The 20,895-nt window shown below is 72.0% G+C and carries 19 protein-coding genes; 6 read left to right on the forward strand and 13 right to left on the reverse strand.

Annotated elements, in window-relative coordinates:
• Nucleotides 1–170: 170 nt before the first annotated feature.
• The 3 genes from VKV26_18755 to VKV26_18765 form a co-directional block, all read right to left on the reverse strand.
• Nucleotides 171–563, reverse strand: coding sequence for a DUF2089 domain-containing protein (locus VKV26_18755; GenBank protein HLZ71949.1), 393 nt, complete (start codon nt 561–563; stop codon nt 171–173).
• Nucleotides 564–695: 132 nt separating this feature from the next.
• A complete protein-coding gene (locus VKV26_18760; protein HLZ71950.1) occupies nt 696–1,973 on the reverse strand; it encodes an NAD(P)/FAD-dependent oxidoreductase in 1,278 nt (425 codons plus the stop codon).
• A gap of 93 nt (nt 1,974–2,066) precedes the next feature.
• Nucleotides 2,067–2,861, reverse strand: a complete 795-nt coding sequence (locus VKV26_18765) for a helix-turn-helix domain-containing protein (protein ID HLZ71951.1) — start codon at nt 2,859–2,861, stop codon at nt 2,067–2,069.
• Nucleotides 2,862–3,065: 204 nt separating this feature from the next.
• Between VKV26_18765 and VKV26_18770 the strand changes: the two genes are divergently transcribed.
• Nucleotides 3,066–3,278: a CDGSH iron-sulfur domain-containing protein gene (locus tag VKV26_18770; GenBank protein ID HLZ71952.1), complete on the forward strand. Its 213-nt coding sequence runs from the start codon at nt 3,066–3,068 to the stop codon at nt 3,276–3,278.
• A gap of 61 nt (nt 3,279–3,339) precedes the next feature.
• Nucleotides 3,340–3,768, forward strand: coding sequence for a hypothetical protein (locus VKV26_18775; GenBank protein ID HLZ71953.1), 429 nt, complete (start codon nt 3,340–3,342; stop codon nt 3,766–3,768).
• An 89-nt stretch (nt 3,769–3,857) separates the two neighbouring features.
• On the opposite strand, the gene tatA is transcribed toward VKV26_18775, so the two are convergent.
• Nucleotides 3,858–4,274, reverse strand: coding sequence for a twin-arginine translocase TatA/TatE family subunit (gene tatA, locus VKV26_18780; protein ID HLZ71954.1), 417 nt, complete (start codon nt 4,272–4,274; stop codon nt 3,858–3,860).
• 202 nt (nt 4,275–4,476) lie between these two features.
• The gene (locus VKV26_18785; protein HLZ71955.1) at nt 4,477–5,487 is read right to left on the reverse strand and encodes an LLM class flavin-dependent oxidoreductase; all 1,011 of its coding nucleotides are present in this window, start codon (nt 5,485–5,487) and stop codon (nt 4,477–4,479) included.
• Nucleotides 5,488–5,702: 215 nt separating this feature from the next.
• On the opposite strand from VKV26_18785, the gene VKV26_18790 reads away from it, so the two are divergent.
• Complete coding sequence (locus VKV26_18790; GenBank protein HLZ71956.1) at nt 5,703–6,974, forward strand: ArsB/NhaD family transporter; 1,272 nt, start codon at nt 5,703–5,705, stop codon at nt 6,972–6,974.
• Nucleotides 6,975–7,087: 113 nt separating this feature from the next.
• The gene (locus VKV26_18795; GenBank protein ID HLZ71957.1) at nt 7,088–8,386 is read left to right on the forward strand and encodes a hypothetical protein; all 1,299 of its coding nucleotides are present in this window, start codon (nt 7,088–7,090) and stop codon (nt 8,384–8,386) included.
• Nucleotides 8,387–8,393: 7 nt separating this feature from the next.
• On the opposite strand, the gene VKV26_18800 is transcribed toward VKV26_18795, so the two are convergent.
• A complete protein-coding gene (locus tag VKV26_18800) occupies nt 8,394–10,202 on the reverse strand; it encodes a S8 family serine peptidase (protein HLZ71958.1) in 1,809 nt (602 codons plus the stop codon).
• A gap of 73 nt (nt 10,203–10,275) precedes the next feature.
• A complete protein-coding gene (locus VKV26_18805) occupies nt 10,276–11,106 on the reverse strand; it encodes a prephenate dehydratase (protein ID HLZ71959.1) in 831 nt (276 codons plus the stop codon).
• Between the two features lie 186 nt (nt 11,107–11,292).
• Here VKV26_18805 and VKV26_18810 point away from each other — a divergent pair, with 186 nt between their 5' ends.
• Nucleotides 11,293–12,285 carry a hypothetical protein gene (locus VKV26_18810; GenBank protein ID HLZ71960.1) on the forward strand — a complete coding sequence of 331 codons (993 nt, stop codon included), beginning with the start codon at nt 11,293–11,295 and terminating at the stop codon, nt 12,283–12,285.
• A gap of 6 nt (nt 12,286–12,291) precedes the next feature.
• On the opposite strand, the gene VKV26_18815 is transcribed toward VKV26_18810, so the two are convergent.
• The 6 genes from VKV26_18815 to VKV26_18840 all read right to left on the reverse strand — a co-directional run bounded on the left by VKV26_18815 (nt 12,292) and on the right by VKV26_18840 (nt 18,535).
• The gene (locus VKV26_18815; GenBank protein HLZ71961.1) at nt 12,292–13,590 is read right to left on the reverse strand and encodes an ATP-binding protein; all 1,299 of its coding nucleotides are present in this window, start codon (nt 13,588–13,590) and stop codon (nt 12,292–12,294) included.
• Nucleotides 13,568–14,251, reverse strand: coding sequence for a response regulator transcription factor (locus VKV26_18820; protein ID HLZ71962.1), 684 nt, complete (start codon nt 14,249–14,251; stop codon nt 13,568–13,570). Before VKV26_18820 ends, VKV26_18815 begins: the two co-directional genes overlap by 23 nt.
• Entirely contained in the window at nt 14,248–15,006 is a 759-nt protein-coding gene (locus tag VKV26_18825; GenBank protein HLZ71963.1) for a glycosyltransferase family 2 protein, read from the reverse strand. The genes VKV26_18820 and VKV26_18825 overlap by 4 nt, the downstream gene beginning before the upstream one ends.
• Nucleotides 15,006–16,565, reverse strand: a complete 1,560-nt coding sequence (locus VKV26_18830) for a DUF2079 domain-containing protein (protein ID HLZ71964.1) — start codon at nt 16,563–16,565, stop codon at nt 15,006–15,008. The genes VKV26_18825 and VKV26_18830 overlap by 1 nt, the downstream gene beginning before the upstream one ends.
• The gene (locus VKV26_18835) at nt 16,566–17,552 is read right to left on the reverse strand and encodes a radical SAM protein (protein HLZ71965.1); all 987 of its coding nucleotides are present in this window, start codon (nt 17,550–17,552) and stop codon (nt 16,566–16,568) included. It abuts the gene before it with no gap.
• A 296-nt stretch (nt 17,553–17,848) separates the two neighbouring features.
• A complete protein-coding gene (locus VKV26_18840) occupies nt 17,849–18,535 on the reverse strand; it encodes a Crp/Fnr family transcriptional regulator (GenBank protein HLZ71966.1) in 687 nt (228 codons plus the stop codon).
• Nucleotides 18,536–18,704: 169 nt separating this feature from the next.
• Here VKV26_18840 and VKV26_18845 point away from each other — a divergent pair, with 169 nt between their 5' ends.
• Entirely contained in the window at nt 18,705–20,711 is a 2,007-nt protein-coding gene (locus VKV26_18845; GenBank protein HLZ71967.1) for a S9 family peptidase, read from the forward strand.
• Nucleotides 20,712–20,895 lie beyond the last annotated feature (184 nt).

The following is a 20,895-nucleotide window of genomic DNA, read 5'->3' on the forward strand; positions in this document are numbered from 1 at the left end:
TCTCACCCCCGAATGTGACGCCGCCTACGGCCGATGCGATTTCGCGGCGGGGCTGCCGCGCTTGTTCGGGCGTCTCCGATGGTCCGAAGGGGAGGGCCCCTGCTCACCCCGAAACGGGGACTGTCGCTGCGATTTCGGCGCGGCTGGCATCGAGCCCGCGCCGCCCGCGCTTACAGCTCGCGCAGACGCTGCGCGGCTTCGGTGGCGCTGATGCTGCCGGCCGCAAGCTCGTCCAGGATCTGCTGGCGCTGCGGGCCGCGGCCGTTGGTCTCCGGCTCTTCCGGCGGCGGAGCGCCGGAGCTGTCGAAGCCCATCGCGGCCAGCAGCTCGTTCAGGCGGGCGACGACGGTCGGATAGGAGACGCCCAGCTCGTCCTCGACGTCTTTGATCTTGCCGCGGCGCTTGATGAACACCTCGGCGAAGGCGAGCTGATCGCGATTCAGCCGCTGCCAGGCGCCGAGGCTGAACACGCCCTCGACCGCCGTGCCGCAGTTGTCGCAATGCAACCGGGTGACCCGCGGCTCCTGGCCGCAGACCGGGCACTGCGTCGGAACGGGATGCATCGCTCACCTCCTTCACACTAGTCATCTTCAATCCGATCGTGAAGAAAGTCAATATTGACTTTAAGAATATCCAGCGAAATCTTGGAGCCGCACGGTGGCGCCGTTGTCGGCATGCCGAGGCCGCCAGCCGCATCAGGGGCGCCGTGTGCCTTCGACGGCCGCCGGCTCGCCCGGCCTGCCGATGATCAGGCGCACGCCGCGATCGTAGGTCAGGTAGTTCCAGCTCCAGTTCACCAGCACGAGCAGGCGATTGCGGAAGCCGATCAGGATCACGATGTGCAGCGCCAACCACATCAGCCAGGCGATGAAGCCGGTGAGGGCGAGCGGGCCGACCTGTGCCACGGCCGCGTTGCGCCCGATCGTGGCCATGATCCCCTTGTCGCGGTACACGAACGGCCGCGGCGGCTCGCGGCGCAGGTCGCGGGCGATGTTGTCCGCCGCGCTCGCGGCGCCCTGTATCGCCACCTGCGCCAGCATCGGCAGCGGCTCGCCACCCGCGCCGGCGATCGACATATCGCCGATGCAGAAGACCTCGGGGTGGTCCTTCAACCGCAGGCAGCCATCGACTTCGATGCGGCCGGACTTTCCTTTGGGCGCCGGCACGCCGGCCACGAGGTCCGCGGCGCGCACGCCGGCCGCCCACATCACCGTGCCCGTGCGGATCTCGCCGCCGCCGCGCAGCCGCAGCAGCGCTCCGTCAAGGCTCTCCACGGCGGTGTTCAGCCGCACCTCGACGCCCTTTTTGCGCAGCGCCCGCAGGCCGTAGCGGCGCAGTCGCGGCTTGAAGGCGCTGAGCAGGCTCTCCGTCGCCTCGATCAGGATCACGCGCGCCGGCGCCAGCTCCTGGCCGGGGAAGTCGTGGCGCAGCGTGTGGCGGATCAGTTCTTGCAACGCCCCGGCGAACTCCACGCCGGTTGGCCCGCCGCCGACCACCACGAAGGTGAGCAGCATCGCGCGGCGCGCGGCATCGTGTTCCCAGGCGGCCTCTTCGAAGCGGCGCAGCACGTGGTTGCGCAGCGCCAGGGCCTCGTCGATGTCCTTCAGCCCCAGCGCCTGCCGGCGCACGGTGTCGATGCCGAAGAAGTTGCTCGTGCTGCCCGCGGCAAGGATCAGGTAGTCGTAGTCGAGCGCACCGGCAGAGGTCCGCACCGTCCTCGCGTCGAGATCCACGCCCGTCACCTCGGTCACACGGAAGCGCAGGTTGCGGGCGCGGCCCAGGATCGGCCGCACGGCGTGCGCGATCTCCTCTGGCTCCAGGCCCGCGGTGGCGACCTGGTAGAGCAGCGGCGTGAAGGTGTGATAGTTGTGCCGATCGAGCAAGGTGACGGTAACCGGCAGCCGGCGCAGCCGCTTGGCTGCGTTCAGGCCGCCGAAGCCCGCGCCGACGATCAGCACCCGCGATCGCGCCATCGCTCCCTCCCTGCTGTCCTGCAGGCGCGATAGCCTGCGCCTCAATCATGCCGGCCATGCGCATCCGGCACATCCTCCTGCCGGCAGCGGCGCTCAGCCCCTTCCTCCCTGCTCGGCGCGCAACTGTTCGAGCGCGGCGGCGCTGGCGCGGTCGGCGGGCAGAAAGACCAGCAGGCGCGGCTCTCGCTGCTGCGCGAACGCGGCCAGCAGCCACGCCAGCCAGAGCGGGCCGAAGCGCCGGTGCTGCAGACCGAGGAGGCGCGCGGCCGGGTCGAGATCTGCCCGTGCCGACCGGTAGAGCGAGGCGAAGCCGGGCAGCGTGCGCAGCTCGCGCAGCGTCTGCTGCAGCGCGGGATCGTGCGCGAGGCTGCGTGTCTCCCGCTTGAAGCGGGCCACCAGCGCCGGCGCCGCCTCGTCCCAGTTGAGCACGCGCGACCGCAGCTCGCGCGCGCAGAGCAGGCGCAGCAGGTTTGAGCTTTCGACCGGCAGCCGCGCCGGGTAGACCTCAAACGCCGCCGGCAGCAGCCCGTTCCAGTCCAGCAAGCTCCAGCACGGGTCGAGGACCAGCGCCGGATACGGCTGCGTCCGTGCGAACGCCGAGGCCAGGGCGGTGGCCGGCTCGCTGACGACCGGCGCGGAGGCCGGCGGCGCCGCACCGGCGGCGGCGAACAGACCGGCGCGGGTTTCCTCGGTCAACGCCAATGCCGCCGCCAGCGAGGCCAGCATCGCGGCACGCGGGTGTGCGCGGTCGCCGCTCTCCAGCATCTCGACGTACTGGCGCGTGCAGCCGGCCCGCGCGGCCAACGCGGCACGGCTCAGTCCGTGCGCCTCCCGCGCCGCACGCAGGACGCTGCCGAGAGCCGAGAGTGCCGCTGCCGCTTCGGCCATCGCCGCTTCGTCGGGCGCCGTTGCCGCGTCTCAGGCGTGGCGCACCGCTCGCAGTATAGCCACACGCCGCATCCGCACACAGCCGTAGGTTCGGAATCCGTCGTGCGTTGTTCGTGGTTCGTTGAATGAAGCGGGAATGCTATGCTGTGGCGGCGCCGGGGCCGGCCGGCGCCGTGGATACGATGCGCGAATCGGGGGCGAGCGATGGCAGATGAGACGCGCGTGGTGGTGCGGCCCAACGGACCGTACATCATCGAAGGCCCGCTGACGGTCGTAGACATCGAAGGCAAGGAATACAAGAGCGACCGCCCGCGCATCGCGCTCTGCCGCTGCGGAGGCTCCGGCAACAAGCCGTTCTGCGACGGCAGCCACCAGCGCAACGGCTTCGAGGCGCCCTCGGCTGCCCCCGGTGGCTAGCCGGCGCCGCCTGACCGTGCGCAAGGGCCGGGCCAACCTTGCTTGAAAGGAACACACGCACGTGGCCGTCAGCGAAGCCCGCTTGAGCCGCCGGCAGCAACGCCGCGCGGCGAATGGCCGCCCGGCGGCGCCGACGCTGGGCTGTGCCGTGGCCGGCTGCGAGGCGCCGGGCGCCGTGCCCTGCGCCAGCTGCCGGCGAACGCTGTGCCGCCGCCACGCGGGGTCTCTGCACGAGTCGGGTCCGGCGCGCCTGGCCCGTGCAAGCGGCGGGGCGCCCGCCGTGCGTTGCGCCCTCTGCCGGCTCGAAGAGCGGCGGCGGGGACAAGCCGTAGTGCGGCGTCTGTGGTGGGGGGCGGCCGGCGCCGGCTTCGCGCTGATCATCGCCATCGCCTTCCGCTCCAATCCGAAGCAGGGCGTGGCGCTCGCCGGGCTGGCGGTGCTGATCGTGCTGCTGGCGCTGATCTACGACCGCGTCATGCGCCGCCACTGAGGGAAGCCGCAGTTCCAGCCAAACGACGAAGACGGCCCGCGTCGCAGCGACGGGGCCGTCTGTTTGTGTCTTGTCGCCCGCTGAAGGCGTTAGCCGCCGCGGTACTCCGGCGCGGTGCCGTTGCTGGAGGCGCTTGGCGCCTGCGGCGTCTCAGGCCGGTACTCCGTGGGGGCGTACTCCATGCGCCGTTGCGGCTCCGCGGCGGGCGCCACGGGCGGGGCAGCCTGCGCGGGCGGCACATAGGCCGGCGTCGGCGGCTGCGGCGCGGCGGCGTAGCCGCTCACCGGCGGCTGGGGAACGCTGTAGCCGGCGGTGGGACCGGCCGGCGGCGTCTGGGCCGCCTTGCGGGCGGCGCTGATTTCGTCGTCGCGGCCGGCTTCCTTCTTGAACTCGCGGATGCTCTTGCCGAGGGCGCCGCCGACATCGCCAAGCTTGTTGGCGCCGAACAGCAGCACGATCACGACGATCAGCAGTATGAGATGCACAGGATTGGCAAAAAAGTCCATCGCAAACCGCTCCTCTTCGACCCCGCGCCCCCGGCGATCGTTCGCTTCCGGCGCCGCACTCCGGCTGGATCGTAGCACGCGCCCATACGCGAATCAACGCGAGCGTGACGTGCGCGTCGTCCCCGTCACGCCCCGGTGTGTGGCATCGGCATCCTACCACGCTTCTCATGGTTATACGCGGGCAAGGGTGGCCACGGTTCACTCAGCCGCGGAGTTTCTGCATGACGGCGGCCACACGATCGGGAAAGTCGCGCTTCCAGGTCAACGGCTGCGGAATCACGTGCCACAGCCGCGGAAAGCCTTCGCGCACGCGCCGCAAACCGTTCGCCACCTGCGCCACGTCGCCGGCAAGCGCGAACCAGCCGGCGACTTCGGGCGTGACGAACGCCGTCAGCGCCGCTGCCGCGGGCACGTCTTCGGCGTGCACGATATCGGGGTAGACCTGCGCCGCCAGCGCCTGGATCGGCGGGCCGTTCCAGGCGAAGCCGGGCCTTTGCCAACTTTGCGCGGTCAGCTCATAGAAGCCGGCGGCGACGATGCGCGCCTGGGCGGCGGCCCAGTCCGCATCATCTTCAAGCAGCGTGTGCACGACCGCGCCGAAGCGCAGGGCGGCGGGATTGCGGCCGGCCTCGCGGGCGCCCGCCTCGGCCGCATCCGCCAGCGCGTTGAGATTCGCCGGATGCAGGCCGCAGCGCAGCACGATCACATCGGCGGCGGCGCCGGCGGCCTTCGCGGCGCGCGGGCCGCTGGCCGCGCCCCAGATCTCGGCCTTGCCGCGCGTGCCCAGCCGCCGCGCCGGCAGCCGCGAACCGAGGTCCGGCGCCTCACCTTCGAGCAGCCGGCGCACGAGCTGCATCGTCGCGCGCACCTCCCCGACTTTCGCCTGCCGCTCGCCGATCGTGGAGACGGCCGTGTCGCCCGCGCCGATGCCGACCGCCGCGCGGCCGGGGCCGATCACGCCCAGCGTGGCGGCGGCGCTGGCCAGCGTCACCGGGTGGCGGGTGATCGGATTGGCGAGCAGCGGACCGGCGCGCAGCCGCTCGGTCGCCTGCAGGGTGAGCGCGGCGAGGATAAAGGCGTCCGGTCGGAGCAGGTGCGAGTCGGGAAACCAGGCGTAATCGAAGCCCAGCGCCTCCTCGCGGCGGACGGTGTCCGACAACTGCTTTGCCGAGCCGAACGGCCGCCGATTGAGACCGAAGGTCAGATCATCCACGCCTGCCCGCTCCGCCGCCGGCGTCTGCCTGCCGGCCGCGAGCAGCATACGGCCCGCGGGGCGGCTGGGGGAACGGTTTTCCGTGCCGGCCCCGGAGCGCTCCAGACCCGGTCGCCCCGCGCCCGTCGTGCAACGAGTGGGAGAGGGGTATGTGACATGAGGTGAGGGCCGCACGGTAGGCTGTGCTCAGGCCCCGTCCCAGCATCGGAGCATACGTGCCGCGCGACGCGATCGCCATCTGCCTCTTCGCCGTCACCATCGCCGCGGTACTGATCCGCCCGTGCGGCCTCTCGGAGGGTGCAGCCGCCAGCCTGGGTGCGCTGCTGGCCGTCGCCTGCGGTGCGGTCAGCGCCGCGCAAGCCTGGCAGGCGGTCGCCGCGCAGTGGAACGTGCTGCTCTTCTTCGTTGGGCTGTTGCTGGTCTGCCGCGTGGCGGAAGACGCCGGGATCTTCCAGTGGACGGCGCTGGCCGCGGCGCGGCGCGCCCGTGGCAGTTGCACGCGGCTTTTCCTCAACCTCTGCCTCGCCGGCGTGCTGCTGACCACGCTGCTCTCCAACGACGCCACCGCCCTGTTGCTGACCACGACCGTGCTGGCCCTGACGCAGGCGGTCGAGGTGCCGCCGCTGCCCTTCGCCCTGGCCTGCGCCTTCATCGCCAACAGCGCCTCGCTGACGTTGCCCGTCAGCAATCCGCTCAACGTGCTCGTGCTCGGCACGGACGGCGTGCGGCTGCACAGCTATCTGCTGGCGACGCTGCCCGCGAGTCTGCTGTCGATCGCCGTGACGATCGGCCTGCTCTGGTTCGGCTTCCGCCGGAGGCTGGCCGGCGGCTTCGACACGCAGAAGCTGCCGGCGCTCTCGCAGACGGTCACAGACCGCGCCGGATTTCGCGTCACCCTGTGCGGCCTGGCAGCGCTGGCCGTCGCCTATCTCGTCGCCTCGCATATGGGTTGGCCGGTGAGCGTGCCGGTGCTCGTGGCCGGGGCCGCGTTGGCAGCGGTGGCGCTGATCGCGGGCTGGATGCCGGCCCGCGGCTTCACGCGGGCGCCGTGGGAGATCCTGCCCTTCGTCGCCGGCCTGTTGGTGCTGGTCCGCGCTCTGGAGCGCGGCGGCCTCACCGCTCAGCTCGCCAGTGCCTTGCTCACACTCGACCGGCACGGCCCGCTCGCCGGCGTGGTCGGCGCCACCGCGATCAGCGCCGCCGGCGCGAACCTGATCAACAACCTGCCGATGGGCGCGGTGATGCTCTCGGCCCTGCACGCGGCCGGCCCTGGTCACCCGGCATTGCTCTACGGCACGCTGCTGGGCAGCGACATCGGCCCGAACCTCACCGTGCTCGGCTCGCTCTCCTCGCTGCTCTGGCTGCTGCTGCTGCGCCGGCGCGGCGTTGCGGTCCGTGCCCGCGACTTTGCCCGCTGGGGACTGGTGCTCACGCCGGTGCTGCTGCTCAGCGGCTCGCTCGCCATCGCGCTTAGCCTCGGACATTGAGCGTGATCGCGCCGCTTGCGAGAGGCGGAGGCCGGGCATACGGTGGAAACCGGGCGGCGTGCCGCGGGTGACAGGCTCCGGGCCGTCCGCGCCGATGCCGCGGGGAGGCCAAGATGACCAGCACGACGAAGCGAGACGATGCGTCGCAGGCCGAGCCAACGCTGGACGGCCTCGCGCTGCCCTCCGGCGCGGCCGCCGCGATCGAAACGGCGCTGCGCTATCCGCTGTACGACGCGATCCTCTCGCGGCGCGCCCGCCGTTTCGCCGTGGGCGCCGAGCTGCCGGGCGGTCCGACCGCCTGGCGTTCCGCGACGCCGCCGCTGCCGCTCAGCGCCGTCGAGCAGGATCTGCTGGCCGCGGCGGGCACCGGCCTTTCCGGCCTGCAGCTCGGCGACTGGTCGTACGCCGACCGTGGCGGCCGGCCCACCGGGGGCAACGCCCTGGCCGCCTTTGCGGGACGCACCGGCGCCTCGCCCTGCGGCATCCAGGCGGCGCAGCTATTCATGACCGACGACGAGCAGACCTCGCTGATCGCCGTGCGCCGCCATCTGCCGTCGCGCGGGCAGCCGGACGCCCTGGCCTGCGCCGTCGATGGCGTGCGCCGCCACCGCATCCACGTGCTCGACCATCGGGTCGAGATCCCGCGGCAGGCGCCGATCATGCCCGCCTTCAACCACTGGGACGTGAACGTGCCGGGCAGCACGGTGTTCATGCCCGTCTCCGACCTGACGCGCGGGCTGATCAACAACCTGCTGATGTACCTGGACGATCCGCACAACTACTACATCGTTGACACACGCTATGCCGAGGAGCCGCTGAAGGGCTTCTCCTGGCTGAACCATGAGCGCGTACTGGACCTGGGAGAGATCGAGCGCGGCGTCTTCACCGATCTCGTCGGCGTCGAGCCGGCGCTGATGGGCGAGAATATCTACCTGGCGCTGCAGGCGATCGGCCTGGGCGGCTGGCTCTTCTCCGCGCCGCGCGCGGCCGCGCTGCTCGGCGCGCTCGGCTTCCGCTTCGAGGCGGGCCGGCCGCTCGGCCTGGACGGGGTGTTCGAGCCGCTGGTGGCGCCCTACGTGAGCGGGCCGGAGGCGGCGGTGCAGGCGATCCTCGACGAAAAGTGGGGCGAGGGCGGCGCCTACGCCGGCGCGGAGACGCCGTTTGCGCCGCGCCTCTCCGTCGACCACCAGATTCCGCGCACCAGCGAGCGGGCCGTCGAAGCGGCCATCGCCCTCTACGCCTACTGCGTGCGGCGCTACGGCCACTTCCCGGCGACGATTCCGCCCGTGGCGCCGGGCGTCTGGGTGCAGGCGCACCACCTGGAGACGGCGTTCTACGACCACTACTACGGCCCCGGCTCCTATCCGGAGACGGTGCACCAGCACATGGCCGTCTGGCACGGCGCGGCGTAGCGCCGGCCTACGCGAGCGGCGCGTGCAGCCGCAGCCGCCAGTCCGCCGCTGTTGGGCCGGCGACGGCAGGCTGGGCGGTTGAGTTTCGCGAGACGCCGGCGCCCTGCAACTGCGCCGGCTCGGCGGCCGCGCCAACCGCGAGATCCTGCGCGATGGCGGCCGGCCGCCAGACGCCGCCGCCCGCGCGCTGTCCGCCGACGGTGAACGTGACCGTCGCTCCGGCGACGCCGCAGCCGGGCACGTCGCTTGCCGCCGAGACATAGAGTACGTAGGCCGAGCCGCCGGCGCTGCTGTAGGTCGTCGTCTGGCCGCAGGGCCGGCCGTTGACGAACGCGGCCACCGGTGTCCCGTCCGGCAGCGGCGCGCCGCCGGCGCTGACCGCGCCGTAGAAGCCGGCCGGGACGAGCCGCAGCGAGGCCGCCAGGTCGATGCGGCCGGCGCCCGACCACCCAGGCGTTGCGCCCGGCGGCAGCGGCACGGCGCCGCGCTCCACCAGGCGGCGCACCAGGTCGGGTGTGAGCAGGCTGTCTTGCGAGAGCAGCAGGTGCGCGAGGCCGGCGACCATCGGTGCGGCGAACGAGGTCCCGTCCTGCTGATCGTAGAGGTCGCGCGGCGCCTGGCGGCCAGTCTGCGGCACGGTGCTGGTGATGCGCTGGCCGGGCGCCACCACGCTGATCTCGGGACCGTAGCTGCTGAACGAGGCGCGCGTCTGGCCGCCGGGCGAGACCGCGCCGACCGCGATCACCCCGTCGACGTTGGCCGGCGCGTCGACACAGGACGAGCCGGAGTTGCCCGCGGCGCCGACCACGACAACGTTGTGCTGCTCCGCGTAGGCGATTGCGTCGATCAGGTAGCTCGGCGCCGGCAGGCAGGTGCCGCCAATGCTCATATTGACGACCCAGGCGCCGTTGTCCGTCGCATAGATCAGCCCCGCCGCCAGCGCCATGTCGAGCGGACGCACACAGTCGCCGACGCGCACCGGCATGATCGAGACGTGCGGCGAGATGCCGGCGACGCCGATGCCGTTGTTCGTCGCCGCGCCGATGATGCCGGCAACGAAGGTGCCGTGATAGAGGTAGGGACGAATGTCGGGATTCGGCTCCGGGTCCGGATCGTAGTTCGGGCAGGAGGCGTCGACATCCTGCGGATCGACGAAGTTGCAGCCGTGCTCATCGTCGCCGCAGCCCCAGGCGCCGGGGCGGGGATTCGTCCAGATCTGCCCGGCGAGGTCGGGGTGCGTGATGTCGATGCCCGAGTCCAGCACGGCGACGGTGATGCGCGAGTCGCCCTGTTGCATGTCCCATGCTTGCTCGGCGTGGATCAGCGGCAGGTACGGCTGATAGGGCTCGTACAGCGGATCGTTGGGGTGGAAGTCGTTGTGCAGCCGCGTGAGCGGCTCGGCGCGCCGCGCGCCTGGCAGCGCCGAGAGGGCCGCGATCCCGGCCTCGACGCTCTCGCCCGGCGGCAGCGCCACGCGGTAGACATTGAGCCGCGGGATCATGGAGATCACCGAGCCGCCGAGTGTGGCGACGCGATCCCCCGCCTCGGCGGCGTCGACATCGCCGGCGAAGGTGACGGTCGCCTGGCCCTCGATCAGGTCGGCCGGCGGCACCTCCGCCACGGCGAGCGTGCGGCCGGCCGGCGCGGCCGACTCTGGGCGAGCCAGCGCGGCGGTGCGGACGGCGCTGAGCTCGAGCGCCGGCGGCTGGGCGTGCGCCACGAGCGCGGACACGCGGCCGGTGCAGAGCAGTGCGAGGCTGAAAGCGAGGACAGGCAGGCTTCGAGCGGGGTGGCGAACCGCAGAACGAAAGTCCATCGTGGCTCCGGGCGGGAAGGATGCACGGGCGAGCACCGGCTCACGGGCTTGTCGCGGGAGTCGCGCGCCGCGCTCAGTGCGCTTCGATGCGCGAGCCGCGGGCGTAGACGCCCAGCCGCTTCCACAGGGTGGTGACGCGGCGAGCTTCTTCAAGCGCGGCCCCCTCCAGCCGCCCCTCCCAGTCGAGGTAGAAGAGATACTCCCAGGGCTTGCCGACGATCGGCCGCGACTCGATCTTGGTCAGGTTCATGCCGGCGCCTTGCAGAACGCCCAAGAGCGTCGCCAGCGAGCCGGGCTCGTGGCGCAAACCGGCGATCACCGAGGTCTTCACCACACCGTCGTCCGGCGGCTCCTGCTCGGCGCGGGAGAGCACGACCATGCGCGTGAAGTTGTCGGCGTGCGATTGAATGTCGGTCGCCAGCGGCTCCAGGCCGTAGCGCACGCCGGCCAGCCGCGGCGCGATCGCGGCGGCGTCGCGCAGGCCGCGATCGGCGACCAGCTTGGCGGCGCCGGCGGTATCGAAGGCGGCTTCCGGCTCCATTGAGGGGTGGGCACGCAGGTAGTCGGCGGTCTGCGCCAGCGCCTGCGGGTGCGAGTAGACCCGGCGCACGTCCTCCAGCTTCACGCCGGGCAATGCCAACAACTGGTAGCGCACGTGCTGATAGAGCTCGCCGACGATGAACACCGGCCGCTCGATCAGCAGGTCGTAGCTGTCGATCACGCTGCCGGCCAGCGAGTTTTCGATCGGCAGCACGCCGAAATCCGTCTGGCCGGCGAGAACGCTCTCGAACAGCGCCGCAAACGAGGGCGTTGGCACCGGCTCGACACCCTCGCCGAAGTAACCGAGCGTGGCGATCTCGCTGTTGGCGCCCGGCACGCCCTGGTAGGCCACCCGTGTCGTCATCAACGGCTCGTCGCAGAAAATCGCTGCACGCCCGCCGCCACCTTTCGGTGCGACGGGGCCAACGCAACCTATGGTAGCATGGCCGCCGCGCGGTATTCTGTATGACGGGTCCGCGCACACGCGGCGCCGTTTCCCTGGCCTCCTTTCGCCATGTCCCCATCTCTCGTAACCACGCCGGAGCAGCAGATGAACGACTCGGATATTCGCACCTACCCGCTATCGCTGACCGAGGAGGCGAACGGTATCACCGTCAGCATCCCCTGGGCGCAACGCCAGGCGAACGGGGCGGTGATCGTGCGGGTGCACGCGCAGGCGCCGCGCCACACCGCCGGCGAGCTGCTGCTCAACGAGTCCGACCTGATCGCGCTCGACCCCGACGAGCGGCCGCTGCGCACGCAGGTGCGGCGCTTCTGGGGCTACTCCACGCTTGAGGAAGTGACGCCCGCGCACATGCAGACCGCTCGCTTCGACGTCGGCTTCCGCCTCGACCTGGCGAGCAGCGGCGGCCACTGCGGCCTCTCCATCGCGCTGCTGCGCAGTTTCCGCCCCGGCGAAGGGCCGCGGGCCGTCGGAGGACCGTGGGCGTTCCGCTTCCGCGTGGCCGACGACGCCGAAGTAGCCGCCGCCGCCCAGGCCGAAGGCGCCCGCATCGAGGCGGCCCGCCTGGAAGCCGCCCGCGCCGAGGCCGCGCGGCAGGAGTCGGGTCGCCTTGACGCTGAGCGCCGCGAGGCGACCCGTCAGGAGCGGGCGCGGATCGAGGCGGCGCGGGCCGAGCGCCTGGCGTCGCTGCGCGGGGAAGCCGAGGCGGTACCCGCTGAAGCGGCGGCGCGCTTCCCGCGTCCGCCCGACGACCGCTACGAGGCGAACGGCGGTCGCCGGCCGGGCCGCTTCCTGCGACCTGAGCAGGTGGCGGGCACGGAAGAGGAAGCACCCACCTACGACGAGCCGCCGCAGCCGCCGGCCGCGACGGTGAGCGAAGCGGCCGAGTTCGCGCCGCAGATCGTGGAGGCGGCGGTGATGGGCGCCGAGCCTGAGCTGCCGCGCCGCCCCAGCCGCCGCGGCCGCGCAGCGCGTCCCGCCAGTGGCGGAGACGAATCGGCCGAGGGAGCGCCGGCGCCCGCGCGGCGGGCGCCGCGGCGCCGGGGCTCCGGCTCACAGCCCGCCGAACCCGTTGAATAGCCGGCTTTAGCCCGCCGCGGAATCGAGCGGCAGCCGCACGGTGAAGGTTGCGCCGGCGCCGGGCGTGCTCTGCACGTCGATCTGGCCGCCGTGCGCCTGCACCAGGCCGCGTGCGATCGCCAGGCCCAGGCCGGCGCCGCCGCCGGCCCGCGAGCGCGACTTGTCGCCGCGGTAGAAGCGCTCAAACACGTGCGGCAGGTCCTCCGCGGCGATCCCTTCGCCGCTGTCCGCCACGACGATCGCGAGCGTGGCCGCATCCGCCGCCGCGCCCAGGCGCACGCTGCCGCCGGCGGGGGTGTGGCGCACGGCGTTGGCCAGCAGGTTGCCGAGCACGCGGTGCAGTTTCTGCATGTCGACGCTGATCGGCGGCAGCGCCTCGGAGAACTCGGAGCAGAGCCGCACGCCGGCACGTTCGGCCTCGGCGCGCATGGCCTCGGCCGTCTCCGTGATCAGGTCGCCGATGTCGGCCCGCTCGCGGCGCAAGCCGACGACGCCGGCCTCGATCTGGCTCAGCTCGAACAGGTCGTCGATCAGCCCGCTGAGCCGCGCGACCTCGCCCTGCATCGCGTGGTGATAGCGCTCGATCGTCTCCGCGTCGTCCACGACGCCGTCCTCGATCGCCTCCAGCATCACGCGGATGGCGGAGAGCGGCGTGCGCAGGTCGTGGGAGACAGCGGCCAGCAGATGCCGCCTCGCGGTCTCCATCTCCAGGCGCAAGCGCTCGGCCTGCGCGAGCTGGCCGGCCATCTGGTTGAAGGCCTCACCCAGCGCCCCGATCTCATCGGCGGTGCGCACGGGCACGCGCACGCCTAACTCGCCGCCGGCCATGCGCTGCACGGCATCGGTGAGCCGCGCCAGGCCGGAGGTGATCGAGCCGGCCAGCGCCGAGGAGGCAGCCACGGCCAGCACGGCCGCGTAGCCCAGCAGCACGGCGAGCACGATCGAGTCTTTATGGGAGATGAACATCATCGAGGCGGTGAACCAGACGTTCACCGAGACGACCACGATCGCCAGAGCGCCGGGGATCAGCAGGCGCGCAGCCAGGCCGATGCGCGGCGTCTGCTCGGCGAGGCGTACCAGCACGATCGCCAGCGCCAGCGAGCCCAGCCCCGAGGCCGCCATTGTCAGCGCCAGCAGGAGCACGTCGTGGCCCTCGCCGCCCGCGCGCGCCGCGATCGCCAGGCCGGCAAGCAGCAGACCGAGCCCGCCGGTCGCCGCCGCGGCCAGCCCCGCCCGCGGCAGCACGCCGTGCGCCGCCCCGAGCAGCCGCAGCGCGCGGTCGCTACGCCTCAAACTTGTAGCCAATGCCCCACACCGTCTTCACGTAGGCCGGCCGCGCCGGGTCCGTCTCGATCTTGCTGCGCAGCCGGCGCACGTGAACCGTCACCGTGTTGGCGTCGCCGAAGTACTCGTAGTCCCAGACCTTGTTGAGCAGCTCCTCGCGGGTGAAGGCCCTGCCCACCGAGCCGGCGAGGAAATGCAGCAGGTCGAACTCTTTCGCCGTCAGCTCCACGCGCTGGCCGCGCAGCCAGACCACCCGCCCCGGAACGTCGATCGCCAGCTCGCCGAAGTCCAGCCGCTCGCCGTCCGGGCGCTGCACCGACGCGGCGCGGCGCAGCACGGCCTTGACGCGGGCGACCAGCTCGCGCGGGCTGAACGGCTTGGGAATGTAGTCGTCCGCGCCCAGCTCAAGGCCGATGATCCGGTCCAGCTCCTCGCCTTTGGCCGTGAGCATGATCACCGGCACCTGCGAGCGCGCCCGCAGCTTGCGGCAGACCTCCAGGCCGTCGACGCGCGGCAGCATCAGGTCAAGCACGACCAGATCGGGGCGGTGCTGCTGAGCCGCGGCCAGCGCCGCGTCGCCGTCGCCCACGCAGACGACCTCGTAGCCCTCGCGGCGCAGATACTTGCCGACGACTTCTGTGACCATCGCCTCGTCATCGACCACCAGCACGGTTTGCGTCATCGTCTCAGGCTCCGCACACCAGCCCGGTCCGCTCGCGCTTCCGGCCCGGCGCGATGCCCCCGTCGCATCCTTGCGTACGGCCAGTGTAGCCGAGCCAGCGTCAGCAGGATGCGAACGCTCGCGCGCAGCGTGCCGGAAAGGGTGCCGCTCACCTTGCTTTCACCCGCCAGCCGCGCCCGGTAGCGCGCCGGCCGCTCCTCGATCGCCATGCCGGCTCGGGCGGCGCGCACGATCAGCTCGATCGTCCAGCCGTAGGTGCGCTCGCGCAGGCCAAGCGAATGCAGCGCCTCCGCGCGCACCGCCTTGAACGGCGCCAGGTCGCTGATGCGGGCGCCGTCGAGCCGGCCGATCAGCCAGGCGGCCAGCCGGTTGCCCAGCCGTGCCTGCAGCGGCAGCGCACCGCCCGCCATGCCGCCGCGCTCGCGCGAGCCGAGCACCAGGTCAGCCTCGCCCGCCAGGATCGGCGCCAGCAGCTCGCCCGCGTCTTCCGCAAAATCGCTGCCGTCGCCGTCGAGGAAGAGGAAAACCTCCGCCTCCGGCGCGGCGGTCACGCCCGCCATGCAGGCGAAGCCGTAGCCCCGCCGCCGCTCGGACACGACCTCGGCGCCCGCGGCACGCGCGGCCGCGGCGGTGCCGTCGCGGCTGCCGTTGTCGACCACGATCACGCGCTGCACCAGATCGCGCGGCAGGGCACGCACGACGGCGCCGATCGCGCCTTCTTCGTCCAGTGCCGGGATCACCGCCACGACCTGCATCAGCGCCCGCCTTTCAGCTGCCGGCGAAAGAGCCGAAGTGGACCGTCGATGGCGATCTGGTCGTAGCCGCGCGCCGGCAGCGCCGCGAGCGCCTGGTCGTAGCCCGCGAGCACGGACTGCGACGAGCGGATGCCACCGTCCTGCACGATCACGTACTCCGCCTCGTTCAGCCGGGGAAACTCCCACTGCACGCGCCGCTGCGAGAGGTGCGGTGCCAGCCCGGTCTGGGCGCTGAGCGTCGCATCGGCCGGAATCAATCGCGCGACGCGCGCCAGCGCGGCCGCCGATCCGTCATCGGCGAAGCGCCAGCCGGCCGCGTCGCGCTCGGGCGGAAACGGCCCGCGCAGGAAGCCGGCCGCAAGCGCCGCGCACAGCGCGCCCGCGGCCAGGGCGCTGGCCGCATTAGCTCGCAAGCGGTGCGCCGGCCAGCGCGTTGTACGCGGACCCGGCCTCTGCAGCCAGGCCGCGCCGCGCGCCGCGCCGAACAACGCCGCGATCGCAATCAGCGCGAGTACCGGGGCGCCGTACTGCAGGTCGAGCGAGCGTTGCGGCGGGTGCGTGGAGAGCAGACCGACGAGCGCGGCCGGAACGGCGGCGAGCAGGATTTCCGGCGCCAACAGCGGCAGCAGGGCGAAGCTCGCCAAAAGCCCGAAGGCCGCCGTAGCCGGAGCGGGCGCCGCGAGCTGGCTGAGCACACGATCGGGATGCGACAGGGCGCCGCTCAGGATCGTGGCCGGCTGCGAGCCGAGATAGCCGTAACGCTCGGCCAGGTCGCTGCCGGCGCCGTGCCGCAGCGCCGGCATCGCCACGCCCAGCACCAGCGCCCCCCAGAGCAACGCCGCCGCCATCGCCGCCAGGCCCAGCCCGCGCCGGCCACGCAGCAGCGCGATCCAGCCCAGCGCCAGCGCCACGAGAAAGGCGTCTTCCTTGAGCAGCAGCAGGGCGGCGAACGCCAGCAGGAAGAGCCGGTCGCGGCGCCAGAGCAGCGCGGCCAGGGCACCGAAGGCCGCCAGCGGCTCGAAGAGGTCCGGGTGGAAACCGAAATCGACGCCGCGTTGCAGCGCCGGCGTCAGCAGATAAGCACAGGCGAGCAGCGCCGCGGCGCCTGCCGGCAGCAGCCTGCGGCCCGCGGCGTAGAGCGGCAGCGCGGCGAGCGCGGCGCCGGCCGCCTGCGCCACGATCAGGGTTTGCGGGCCGGCGCCCAGGCGGTACAGCGCGGCGAAGGGCAGCAGCACCGGCTCGAAGTGCTGGCCCAGGAAGTTGTAGGCGACGTAGCTCGTCTCGAACCAGCGGCCGTGCGCCGTGTTCCAGAGGATCTGGTCGAAGAAGGCGAGATCGAAGGCCGCGGCGTGCAGCGTGCGGTAGACGCGCAGCCCGTACACCGCGTAGGCCGTGCCGGTGGCCACGACCGCGAGCAGCAGCAGCCAGTCGAGCCGCGCCAGGCGAAGGCGGCGCCGATCTCGGACGGCCGCGGCGCTCTCGGGCAGACGCACGCTTGCCACGGGCGCGGGCGGCCGCGGCAGTACGATGCGGCGTGCGGGAACCCGCGGGGACTGCACTCACAGGCTCCAGTCGGCGCCGCAGCCGCGGCAGGCAGCCGGCGGGCGGTCCTCGGAGAGCAAAGCCGTGCGCCAGGCTTGATACCGCTCACCGTTCCAGATCTCGGGCAGGCTCTGCCGCGCCGTGTGGCCAAGCACGATCGAGGCGTACGGCGCCGAGGTGAACGGCGCCACGCAGCAGGGCAGCACCTGGCCGTTGGCCGTGACATACATCAGCTTCCACGGCCGCATGCAGGCGCGGCGCGGCGCGTTCGGCCCGTCCTCTCCGGCGATCTGCTCGGCGAGGCGCACTTCGCCCGAGCCGCGCAGGCTCACGCCAAGCTGCCGCGCCAGCGCCTCCGCCTCGGCGATCGCCGCCGCGTCCGCATCGCCCGCGTGACCGTAGAGCGACTGATCGGCGCGGGCCAGGCCGCGCTCGGATAAGACGAGCCGTTGCAGATAGACCTCGCCGATACCGCTCGCGGCCGCATGGCGCACCAGGGCGGGCAGCTCGCCGACGTTGCTGTGCATGCCGGTCATCCACAGCGAGACTTTGGGCGTCAGCGCCTCGCGTTCGGCCTTCGCGGCGGCCAACAGGCGCAGGTTGGCGAAGATGCGGGCGAAACCGTTGGCGCCGCGCACGCTCTGATACGTCTCCGGCGAGCCGGCGTCTACGCTGACGCGCAACTCGTCCAGGCCGCTTTCTACCAGCTTGGCCGGCCAGCGGCCGCGCAGCAGCAGGCCGTTGCTGTTGAAGAGCACGTAGGCGCCGCGCGCCTTCAGCTCGCGCACCATCTCCGGCAGGTGCCGGTTCAGCAGCGGCTCGCCGATACCGTGCAGCACCACGCGGCGAAGGCGCGGCAACTGGGCGATCAGCGTGTGGAAGCGATCCATCGTCAGGTCGGCCGCAGGCTCGGCCATGCCGAAGTATTGCGGACAGGTGCGGCAGCGCAGGTTGCAGCGGTTCGTGACTTCGAGATACAGATCCTCCGGCAGCTCGGTCACCATTGCCCCACGGCCGTCGTTTGCCGGTGCGGGTCTCGCTGCCGGTGTCTGCGGCGCGTTTACCAAGAGTACCTCCCTTGTGCCGGGCGCGGCGCGCCTACCCCTCGTTCCGTACACGAGACCTGTCCCGTCCCCGCGGGAAGGGTAGCTGAGGGCTACTGGATCTGCGCAGACCCCGCCCTCTCCGCGGGGAAAGGACAGCCGAATCGTCTCGTGACAGCGATCGGCCCGCTGCGGCGGCATTTCCCTCCAGCGTAGGCCGACGTTGGGCCGCCGCCATGCCGCTATTGGATGAAAAACTATGCCGCCGAGGGCAGTATCGGCCGCGCGCCGGCCGCCAGCGCCCGCAGCCGTCCGAGATCGAGCAGCTCGATGCGGCGGCCGTCGATCTGCACCAGGCCCTCGTCGGCAAAGTGATAGAGCACGCGCGTCGCCGTCTCGCGCGTGGTCCAGGCGGCCTCGGCGAGTTGCTGCCGCGTGAGTCCGACGACGGCTCCCTCCTCGGCCGCGTCGAGCAGGGCGCCGGCGAGACGGCCGGGCACCCCGGCGACGACGGCACGGCTCACCATGTGTTCGGCGGCGGCGCGGCGGCGCAGCAGCGCCTCCATGATGCCTGCCGCGAAGCCCGGCTGGCGCGCGAGCAGGCGGTCGAGCAGCGCCAGCGGCACGGCGCGCACGAGACAGGTGCGCACGGCGAGGGCGCTCTCGCCGTAGGTGCGGCCAGCCAGGCCGTCGAGGCCGAAGAGCGCGCCCGGCTTCAACGGGTCCGTGGTCAGCATGGCGCCGGTGGCGGCCCGCCGCCGCAGGTGCACGCGCCCCGAGGCGAGAATGTAGAGCGTATCCGCGGCCTGGCCCGCTTCGTAGACGGTTTGCCCGGCGACAACGCGGCGTACGCTCTCCTGCGGACGCTCGCCCGCGGCGAAGCGGGCCGCAGCCTGGCGCTCGAACTCGTGGCGCGGGAGTTCATGACGAACAGGAGCTGCCATTGAATTCCTCCAGAGCAGCCAACCGGCCGCTCGCCCTTTCCTCAGTCGTAGACTAGTCGCGCGGCGTTACACACTGCGGTACTTTCTTACCGTTCGGTGAACGAGGCCCGTGTTCGCCGGATGCGCGCGGTTCAGCGGCTCAGCGGCTCAGCGGCTCAGAGGAGGCGGTATGACTCAGCACCACGCCCAGAACCTGCCCGGCATGCAGCCCGACGATCTCTTCCGCATACGTTGGCTGGCCGACACGCAGATCTCTCCGAACGGCGCTCAGGTGGCCTTCACCCACACGCTGCTGGACGAGACCGAGGACGACTACCGCGCCCAGATCTGGCTGGCCGGCACGGACGGCAGCGGCGCCACGCCGCTGACGAACGGCCCGCGGCGCGACGGCGCCCCGCGCTGGTCGCCGGACGGCGCCTGGCTGGCCTTCACCTCGCGCCGCGGCGACGACGAGAAAGAGCAGCTCTACGTCCTGCCGACGCGCGGCGGCGAGGCACGGGCGCTGAGCAAACACACGGGCGGCGTCGCCGCGCCGGCGTGGTCGCCGGACGGCAAGAGCGTGTGCGTCGTGGGCAAGGTCTCACTGACGGAGGAGCCCGCGCCCGTCTCGAACAACAGCAAGAAGGCGCCGCGTCCGCGCGTGTTCACCACGCTGAAATACAAGCTCAACGCCGAGGGCTTCATTTACGACCGGCGCAAGCACCTCTACATTGCCGGTCTGGACGGCGGCTTCCGCCAGCTCACGGACGGCGACTTCAGCGACGACGAGCCGGCGTGGTCACCGGACGGCCGGCGCATCGTCTTCGTCTCGGCCCGGCACGAAAACCGCGACTTCGACCGCGTGAGCGATCTGTTCACCGTGGATGTGGTCAGCGGCGCGATCGAGCAGCTCACGGATGGCACGATGACCGTCGCCTCGCCGGCCTGGAGCCCCGACGGCCTTTCCATCGCCTTCCTCGGCTACCGCGGCCCCGACGACGGCCCACGCCACAGCCGCCTCTGGCTGATCGAGCCGGGCGGCACGGCGCGCTGCCTCAGCGAGAGCCTGGATCTGAACCTGAACACGGGACTGCCGCCCGTATGGGCGCCGGACGGCAGGAGCATCCTCGTCGGCGCCCACGATCGCGGCGCCGTGCCGCTGCTGCGCATCGATGCGACGAGCGGCACCGTCACGCGCCTGATCGAGGGCGAGCGCACGATCGCTTCGTACTCTACCAGCGACGACGGACGCATCGCCTTCGTCGCGAGCACGCCCGCCGAGCCGGCCGAGGTCTTCCTCGCCGAAGCGGACGGCACGGGCGAGCGGCGCCTAACCGGCCTGAACGACGAGTGGGCGGCGCAGCGGCGGCTGGCTTCGGCCGAGCGGCTGACCGCGGATGGCCCCGGCGGCCCGGTTGATGCCTGGCTCGTGCGGCCGGCGGACTACCGGCCGGGGCAGGCGCATCCGCTGCTGGTGAACATCCACGGCGGACCGTTCATGCAGCAGGGCTGGGCCTTCCACGACGAGTACCAGGTGCAGGCCGGCGCCGGCTTCGGCGTGATCTACTGCAACTACCGCGGCAGCTCCGGCCACGGCGAGGCGTTCGCGCGCAGCATCGTGGGCGAGCCGGCGATCAAGGAAGCGGAGGACGTGCTCGCCACGCTCGACCACGCGCTGGCCACGCTGCCCGATATCGACCGCGGCCGGCTGGGCGTGCTGGGCGGCTCCTACGGCGGCTATCTGACGAGCTGGCTGATCGGCCACACCGATCGCTTCGCCGCGGCCTGCTCCGAGCGCGCGATTAACAACCGCCTTTCGAAAGCCGGCACCGACGACATCAACACCTCGTGGGCCTACTTCCGCACCGAGCCCTGGCGCGACCCGCAACTATTCCTGCGGCTTTCGCCGCTGATGTACGCCGAACAGATGACGACGCCGCTGCTGATCCTCCACAGCGAGGAGGATCTGCGCTGCCCGATGGAGCAGGCGGAGCAGCTCTTCACGGCGCTGAAGCGGCTGCGGCGCGACGTGACCTTCGTGCGCTTCCCTGGCGAGAACCACGAGCTGACGCGCAACGGCAAGCCCAGCCACCGCGTCGAGCGTTTTGAGATCCTGCTCGCCTTCTTCACCGACCGCATGCAGATCGCCTCGTCCGCGCGCGAAGCCGAGGCCGCGGCGGCGGGCGGCGCGGACTGAAGGCTCAGCCGATGACGCAGAACGCGGAGCGGGGGCGGACGTCCGCCCCCGCTCCGCGGCATTTGGCTGCAGCAAGCGGCCGTCTATGTCGTGACCGGCAGCAGCACCGGCGGCCCGATCGTGACCTCGCCGCTCACCATCGTGCCGGTGAAGGCGGGATTGGGGCCGAAGATCGCGTAGTTCA

Source organism: Dehalococcoidia bacterium (assembly GCA_035310145.1).
Taxonomy (GTDB): domain Bacteria; phylum Chloroflexota; class Dehalococcoidia; order CAUJGQ01; family CAUJGQ01; genus CALFMN01.

Coding starts and splice junctions, on each gene's coding strand:
- VKV26_18755 (HLZ71949.1), bottom strand. CDS start 563: ATGCATCCCGTTCCGACGCAGTGCCCGGTCTGCGGCCAGGAGCCGCGG.
- VKV26_18760 (HLZ71950.1), bottom strand. CDS start 1,973: ATGGCGCGATCGCGGGTGCTGATCGTCGGCGCGGGCTTCGGCGGCCTG.
- VKV26_18765 (HLZ71951.1), bottom strand. CDS start 2,861: ATGGCCGAAGCGGCAGCGGCACTCTCGGCTCTCGGCAGCGTCCTGCGT.
- VKV26_18770 (HLZ71952.1), top strand. CDS start 3,066: ATGGCAGATGAGACGCGCGTGGTGGTGCGGCCCAACGGACCGTACATC.
- tatA (HLZ71954.1), bottom strand. CDS start 4,274: ATGGACTTTTTTGCCAATCCTGTGCATCTCATACTGCTGATCGTCGTG.
- VKV26_18795 (HLZ71957.1), top strand. CDS start 7,088: ATGACCAGCACGACGAAGCGAGACGATGCGTCGCAGGCCGAGCCAACG.
- VKV26_18800 (HLZ71958.1), bottom strand. CDS start 10,202: ATGGACTTTCGTTCTGCGGTTCGCCACCCCGCTCGAAGCCTGCCTGTC.
- VKV26_18805 (HLZ71959.1), bottom strand. CDS start 11,106: ATGACGACACGGGTGGCCTACCAGGGCGTGCCGGGCGCCAACAGCGAG.
- VKV26_18810 (HLZ71960.1), top strand. CDS start 11,293: ATGAACGACTCGGATATTCGCACCTACCCGCTATCGCTGACCGAGGAG.
- VKV26_18820 (HLZ71962.1), bottom strand. CDS start 14,251: ATGACGCAAACCGTGCTGGTGGTCGATGACGAGGCGATGGTCACAGAA.
- VKV26_18825 (HLZ71963.1), bottom strand. CDS start 15,006: ATGCAGGTCGTGGCGGTGATCCCGGCACTGGACGAAGAAGGCGCGATC.
- VKV26_18835 (HLZ71965.1), bottom strand. CDS start 17,552: ATGGTGACCGAGCTGCCGGAGGATCTGTATCTCGAAGTCACGAACCGC.
- VKV26_18840 (HLZ71966.1), bottom strand. CDS start 18,535: ATGGCAGCTCCTGTTCGTCATGAACTCCCGCGCCACGAGTTCGAGCGC.
- VKV26_18845 (HLZ71967.1), top strand. CDS start 18,705: ATGACTCAGCACCACGCCCAGAACCTGCCCGGCATGCAGCCCGACGAT.